Raw genomic sequence first — 6,411 nt, 5'->3', positions numbered from 1 at the left:
GGTTNNAAACGNCTCGCTTGGTTGGGCAAATGTTCGAAACAGGCGTGTTTTCGCAATTTGCCCAACCAAGCGGAACTTTTGCCCAACCAAGCGGAGGTAGGGGGTCGGTTAGGTCGGGAGGCGGGCGTCGCGCAGCAGGTCGGCGGTGAGCCGGTCGACCTTCGCCTCGGGAAGCCCACGGGCGACGAACCAGTCGCCGACGTTTCGGATGTCGCGCAACAGGAACTCGCGACCGCGCGGGTTCGCGACGACGTCGATGATCTGCGGAACGTCGATGACCACGAGTCGTCCCTCTTGGACGATCAAGTTGTACGGCGACAGGTCGCCGTGCGTGAACCCGTCCAGGGCCATCAGGGACATGTTGTGCCGCAACTGATCCCACAGATCCGTGAGCGTCGCCGGGTCGGGCCGCAGCGCCGCCAGGCGCGGCGCCGCCGTGCCGTCGTCGTCGCCGATGTACTCCATCAGGACCTCGCTCCCGAGGACCTGAACCGGATACGGCACCGCCACGCCGGTCTCGAAGAGCCGTCGCAGCGCCACGAACTCGGCGCTCACCCATTTCGCGGCGATGACGCTCGCCCCGAAGGCGGTGCGCTTGGCGATGGCCCGGTTGACGCGGGACTCGGCGTCGCGCCGACCCGCCGTGTAGTCGTCGTCGCGGCGGAACATGCGGTGCTTGGTGTCGCGGTATCGCTTGGCCGCCAACAGGCACGAGCGTTCCGTCCCGGGGACGAAGCGCTCGATCAGGTAGACGTCGGCCTCTTTGCCGGTCTTGAGGATCCCGAGTTCGCGGTCGACGGCGGCCTTCTCCGTCACCAGCCAATCCGGGTACGGTTCGGGGCCTCGTTCCCCGCGCTCTGAATCATCCCATGTGGACCATCGGTCGCCCTCGGGCGGACCGTCCATGGAGACGGCGGGGCCGTCGTCATCGGAGAAGAACGAACGGAAGTAGTCGTGGTCTGCGGCCTCGTAGGCCGCGTCGTCGTCGTCGAAGCGCCGACGACGGGCGCGGATCGGCTGATCGCGGTGCATGGAAAGTCTCCTGGGACTTCGCGGCCACCGCGGCCTATGGTGCTCAGCCTGTGGTGGCGACGGGAAGGGAATGCGGCGCGACTCGGGCACGCCGCAGTTGCGTCATGACCATGTGCCTCTCCTTTCCCTCTCCCGCGTCGATTCGCGACGTCGGGACTCACCACGCGCCGAAGGCGCGCTCATGCCGGAGGATCCTCTCAGGCCTGGCCGACCGGCGCAAGCCCTTTTTCGGTTGCGCCTCGACGGCCGCCCGGCGCCGTAGTACAGGTCAACGGCGAGAACGGTTTCGACGTCACCGAGGCGGGTCGTCAGTCGTCCGCGAGCGCGTCGCGAAGCCGCCCACCGACGCGCGAGAGCCGTTCGCGGGCGGCGTCGGCGTCCAGTGCGCGCTCGATCATGAGGATCGCGGTCTTGGCGTGGTCGTCGCATTCGGCGAGGGCCTTCGCGGCCGTCGTCAGGTCGACGCCCGTGATGTCGGCGACCATGACGGCGGCGCGGGCGGCGAGCTTCGCGTTGAGGACGCGCATGTCGACCATGTAGTTGCCGAAGGTGTGGCCGAGTTTGACGAGCGTGATCGTCGAGATCATGTTGAGGACGAGCTTTTGCGCCGTCCCCGCCTTCAACCGGGTCGAGCCCGCGATGACCTCGTTGCCGACGACGACGTTGATCGGGTGCTCGGCGATCGCGGCGAGCGGCGGTTTCGGGTTGCAGGACAGGCCGAGTGTGAGCGCGCCGCGTCGACGGGCCTCGGTGACGGCGGCGAGCACGAAGGGCGTCCGACCGGACGCGGTGACGCCGATGACGACGTCGTCCGCTCCGATTCCGGCGGCGTCGATCGCGGCGATCCCGGCCGCCTCGTCATCCTCGGCGCCCTCCGTCGCGTTCGTCATCGCGGTGGCGCCGCCGGCGAGGATCGCGGCGATCAGTTCGGGCGGGGTGGAGAACGTCGGCGGGCATTCGGAGGCGTCGACGACCGCCATCCGTCCGGCGGTTCCCGCGCCGACGTAACGGATCCGGCCGCCGCGCTCCATGCGGGGGACGATCGCGTCGATCGCGGCGGCGATGTCGGGAAGAACGTCGGCGATCGCGCGGGGCACGGTCGCGTCGGCCTGGTTCATGACCGTCGCCAGTTCGAGGGCGGTCATCTGGTCGATGTGTGCATACCGCGGGTCGGCGCCTTCGGTCGCGAGCCCGCGCAGACTGTCCGCGACCGTCTCGGTATCCGCCACTTTCGCCTCCGTCGATTTTTTTCATGCCGACTGTTCCTAACGAAGATTAACAACATCGACAAGGGCTCGACCTGTTACCTCAGGTCGTGCCAGGTCAGGCGGGGGAAGCCACCGTAAACGGGTGTCGACAATGCTCGCGGTGAACTTGGGAACGGCGGGCGTCTCGACGGTGGTTCCGAGGCCACCGGGTCGCTGGGAAACGGCTCGATCCGGTGCCGCCGCGAGGTTCCGGAATTCGGTAACGAGCCGATCTCAATTGTGCCGCCACCCCCTCGTTCACCTCGAAAAATGTCGTACCCATCGAATAGATTCAATACACAAACCGGCAGTTCTTCCCGGTAAGGAGGCATCCATGTCGTCCACTGTGAATCTTCCGAGCCCTCTGGAGATCCCACTCAACGGCTTCGTCGACTACCTGCGCACGCGGGGCGCGGCGCGGGTGGAGGTCGCGACGCGGCACAACCGTCAAGCCGAAGAGCCGTACAGTCCCGCTCGCGACTTCTACCGCCGCATCCTCGCGGCAATCCTCGCCGGACGTCGCTGCGGCGACGACCGGCCCGTCCTCGAACACGCCATCGACGCGGCACCGACGTCGCGTCGCTCCAACTATCGTGCCGTCGTCGACGGCTGGCTGCGGTACCTGCCGAAGCTCGCGAACACGGAACACGTCCCCGTTCAGACGGGACGCTGGCGGGGGCGCAACCTCACGGTCAGGGTCACGCCGCACATGGCCGTGCGGCACGCGGACGGCACCGTGGAGGCGCTGCTGCTGTACCTGAAGGCCGAACCCCTGCCCGCGGCCGACGCGGCGGCGATGCTGTGGCTCGCCTCGGCGGCCATGCCGGAGGCGTGCCCGGGCGCCTCGCCGGTCGTCGTCGACGTCCGACGCGCTCGCGCGTATCGGGTCGTACCAACGGAACGCGCGTTCCCGGTGTGGCTGCACGCCGAGGCGGGCGGTTACCGCCAGCTGCGAGTTCAGCTGGTCGACTGACGCGAGGTCGTCCCGGCNGCCGTATCGCGTGGAACCCTGATCTTGATCACGGGTGTGTCACGCCGGGCGCCGACCCACCCCATCGGCGCCCGGCACCACAACGAAGGACCACAGTGAACTTAAATGTTCACTGTGGTCCTTCGGCTATGTCGAGGATGACCGTGAGCCTGTCGATGAGCGTCGCGTCCGCGAGCAGGCGCACTACCCTGTGGAGTGTCCACAGTTCAAGTACCGCGTCGGTGCCGAGATCGGTTCGTCTGGCGTGCAAAAGATCCACGACGTCGATCGTCTCCGACTCCGGATAGGGCGGCCGCATCGACGGCGCGGCAGGCGTCCACGTCAAGCGGACGTCGTTGGCGACCACACTGGAAATCTGGCCGTTCACTCGCGCCGGAAACGACAACAGACGATCTCGATGCCACAAGGGATTGTCAGCCGGCGGGGGCGTACGCGCCCTTCATCCGGACGTCACCGTTCCCGGCGACGATCTCGCCGGCGATCCAGGCGTCGACACCGCGCGCCATGAGCAGCGCCAGCGTCCGATCGACCTGGTGCGGCGGAACGACCGCGGCCATACCCATGCCCATGTTGAACGTCCGCTCCATCTCGTCGGCGGCGATCTGACCGGTGCGCGCCAACAGGTCGAACACGGGCTGCGGCGTCCACGAGCCGCGCTCGATGACGGCGTCGAGGTGCGGCGGCAGGACCCGGACGATGTTGCCCGGCACGCCTCCACCGGTGATGTGGGCCAGTGCGTGGACCTCGCACTCGGCGATCAACGCCAGGCAGTCCTTCGCGTAGATCTTCGTCGGCGTCAACAACTCCTCGCCGAGGGTGCGCTGGTTGCCGAACTCCGGCACCACGGTGTCCAGCGAGAGCTCCTGCGCGCCGAGCAGGATGTGTCGCACGAGCGAGTAGCCGTTGGAGTGCAGGCCCGACGCGGCCAGACCGAGCACGATGTCGCCGACGGCGACCTTCTCCGGGCCGAGCACGTCGTCGGCCTCGACGACGCCGACACCCGTCGCCGACAGGTCGTAGTCGTCGGCGCCCATGACGCCCGGGTGCTCGGCGATCTCGCCGCCGACGAGCGCGCAGCCCGCGTAGCGGCAGCCGTCGGCTATACCCGCGCCGATGTCGGCGATCTTCTCCGGAACGACCTGCCCGCAGGCGATGTAGTCCAGCAGGAACAGCGGTTCCGCGCCGCACACGACGAGATCGTCGACGACCATCGCGACCAGGTCGATGCCGACCGTGTCGTGGATGCCGAGCTTCTGCGCGATGACGAGTTTCGTGCCGACCCCGTCCGTGGACGACGCCAGCAGCGGCTGCTTGTACTTGTTGACGTCGAGCGCGAACAGCCCGGCGAAGCCGCCGATACCGCCGACGACCTCCGGCCTCGTCGTCTTGCGGATCTTCGACTTCAACGCCTCGACGGCGCGGTCACCGGCGGCGATGTCCACCCCGGCCTCGCGGTAGGAGGACCCGCCGACGCGGGAGGTCTTCTGGCTGCTCATCGTTTCCCCTTTTCTCGGTGAGCGGCTCCCTCACCGGATGTGGCGGATTGGCGGGCGGTCGGGTCGGTCGGTTCGCTCGCGGCGTCGGCGCGCCGATCGAGCCCTTCGAGCAGGTGTTTGCCGATCACGTCGCCCTCGGGCAGCGGGATCGGGTAGTTGCCGTCGAAGCAGGCGGTGCACAGACGGGTCGGCGGTTGCTCGGACGCGGCGACGAGCCCGTCGAGCGACACGTAACCGAGGGAGTCCGCGCCGATGGAGCGGCGGATGCCGTCGATGTCGAGATTGTCGGCGATGAGTTCGGCCTTCGTGGCGAAGTCGATGCCGTAGAAACACGGCCACTTCACCGGCGGCGACGAGATCCGGACGTGGACTTCGAGCGCGCCGGCCTCGCGCAGCATCCGGACCTGGGCGCGTTGCGTGTTGCCGCGCACGATCGAATCGTCGACGACGACGATTCGCTTGCCGCGCACCTGTTCCCGCAACGGGTTGAGCTTGAGCTGGATACCGAGCTGACGGAGCGTCTGCGACGGTTGGATGAACGTTCGCCCCACGTAGTTGTTCTTCGTGAAGCCGAGGCCGTAGGGGGTGCCCGACGCCTCCGCGTAACCGATCGCGGCGGGGATGCCCGACTCCGGGACAGGGATCACGAGATCCGCCTCGGCCGGGTGTTCCTTCGCGAGGCGCCGCCCGATCTCGACCCGCGCCGAGTAGACGTTGCGTCCCGCGATCGTCGTGTCGGGCCGCGCGAGGTAGACGTACTCGAACAGGCAGCCCTTCGGTTCCGGCGCTCCGAATCTGGCGGATCGGAGACCGTGCTCGTCGATGGCGAGCAGTTCGCCGGGCTCGATCTCGCGGACGGTCGACGCCCCGACGGTGTCGAGCGCGGCGGTCTCACTCGCGATGACCCAGCCGCGTTCGAGGCGACCGAGGACGAGCGGGCGGACGCCGTTGACGTCGCGCGCGGCGTACAGGGTCGTGTCGTCCATGAACACGAAGCTGAACGCGCCCTGAAGCGTCGGTAGGACCTTCAGCGCCGCCGATTCCACCGACTCGTCCGGGTATGACGCCAGCAACGCGGTCACGAAGGCCGTGTCGGACGTCGACCCGGCGACGTCGAGACCGCGCCGCGCGCATTCGGCGGCGAGTTCGGCGGTGTTCGTCAGGTTTCCGTTGTGGCCGAGCGCGATCGTCGTGCCGGTCGTGGTCGACCGCAAGGTCGGTTGCGCGTTCTCCCAGGTCGGGGAACCGGTCGTCGAATAGCGGGCGTGGCCGATCGCCAGGTGTCCCGTCAGCGGCGCGAGCGTCGGCTCGTCGAAGACCTGAGCCACCAGGCCGAGGTCCTTGTAGACGGTGACGGAGGCGCCGTCGGAGACGGCGATGCCCGCCGCCTCCTGACCCCGATGCTGTAGTGCGTAAAGACCGAAATAGGTCAGCTTGGCGACTTCGTCACCGGGCGCCCACACACCGAAAACACCACAAGCGTCCTGTGGGCTGGAGTCGGTGGGGTCCAGATCGGTTGTCAGTCGCCCATCACCTCGGGGCACCGATGCTCCTCGTTGGGGTTGCTGCCGCCGCCGACGTTTTGGCCGACACGACGAACGCGATCGAAAACGGAAGGAGGCGCCGCCGCAGCGCAGCTCGCTGG

At 68.0% G+C, this 6,411-nt stretch carries 6 protein-coding genes; 1 reads left to right on the top strand and 5 read right to left on the bottom strand.

All coding sequences use genetic code 11. From position 1 onward, the window contains the following. Nucleotides 1–108: 108 nt before the first annotated feature. Both ACM9NP_RS21730 and murQ read right to left on the bottom strand, forming a co-directional pair. A complete protein-coding gene (locus tag ACM9NP_RS21730) occupies nt 109–1,032 on the bottom strand; it encodes a serine protein kinase RIO (RefSeq protein WP_415648612.1) in 924 nt (307 codons plus the stop codon). A 308-nt stretch (nt 1,033–1,340) separates the two neighbouring features. Continuing rightward, nucleotides 1,341–2,261 (bottom strand): N-acetylmuramic acid 6-phosphate etherase, encoded by a 921-nt coding sequence (gene murQ, locus ACM9NP_RS21725; protein ID WP_415648611.1) that lies wholly within the window; start codon nt 2,259–2,261, stop codon nt 1,341–1,343. 352 nt (nt 2,262–2,613) lie between these two features. Here murQ and ACM9NP_RS21720 point away from each other — a divergent pair, with 352 nt between their 5' ends. Next, entirely contained in the window at nt 2,614–3,252 is a 639-nt protein-coding gene (locus ACM9NP_RS21720; protein WP_415648610.1) for a hypothetical protein, read from the top strand. Nucleotides 3,253–3,379: 127 nt separating this feature from the next. Here ACM9NP_RS21720 and ACM9NP_RS21715 read toward each other — a convergent pair whose 3' ends face one another. The 3 genes from ACM9NP_RS21715 to purF form a co-directional block, all read right to left on the bottom strand. After that, complete coding sequence (locus ACM9NP_RS21715) at nt 3,380–3,616, bottom strand: hypothetical protein (protein WP_415648609.1); 237 nt, start codon at nt 3,614–3,616, stop codon at nt 3,380–3,382. 67 nt (nt 3,617–3,683) lie between these two features. Next, nucleotides 3,684–4,766 carry a phosphoribosylformylglycinamidine cyclo-ligase gene (purM, locus tag ACM9NP_RS21710; RefSeq protein ID WP_415648608.1) on the bottom strand — a complete coding sequence of 361 codons (1,083 nt, stop codon included), beginning with the start codon at nt 4,764–4,766 and terminating at the stop codon, nt 3,684–3,686. Continuing rightward, on the bottom strand, nt 4,763–6,310 hold the full coding sequence (gene purF / locus ACM9NP_RS21705) for an amidophosphoribosyltransferase (RefSeq protein ID WP_415648607.1): 1,548 nt from the start codon (nt 6,308–6,310) through the stop codon (nt 4,763–4,765). The genes purM and purF overlap by 4 nt, the downstream gene beginning before the upstream one ends. Nucleotides 6,311–6,411 lie beyond the last annotated feature (101 nt).

The organism is Stackebrandtia soli (assembly GCF_965137155.1).
In the GTDB taxonomy this organism is placed as follows: domain Bacteria; phylum Actinomycetota; class Actinomycetes; order Mycobacteriales; family Micromonosporaceae; genus Stackebrandtia; species Stackebrandtia soli.
Note: the sequence above shows the minus strand (reverse complement) of the source record. Positions and strands in the feature narration are given on the sequence as shown.

Coding starts and splice junctions, on each gene's coding strand:
- ACM9NP_RS21720 (WP_415648610.1), top strand. CDS start 2,614: ATGTCGTCCACTGTGAATCTTCCGAGCCCTCTGGAGATCCCACTCAAC.
- ACM9NP_RS21730 (WP_415648612.1), bottom strand. CDS start 1,032: ATGCACCGCGATCAGCCGATCCGCGCCCGTCGTCGGCGCTTCGACGAC.
- purM (WP_415648608.1), bottom strand. CDS start 4,766: ATGAGCAGCCAGAAGACCTCCCGCGTCGGCGGGTCCTCCTACCGCGAG.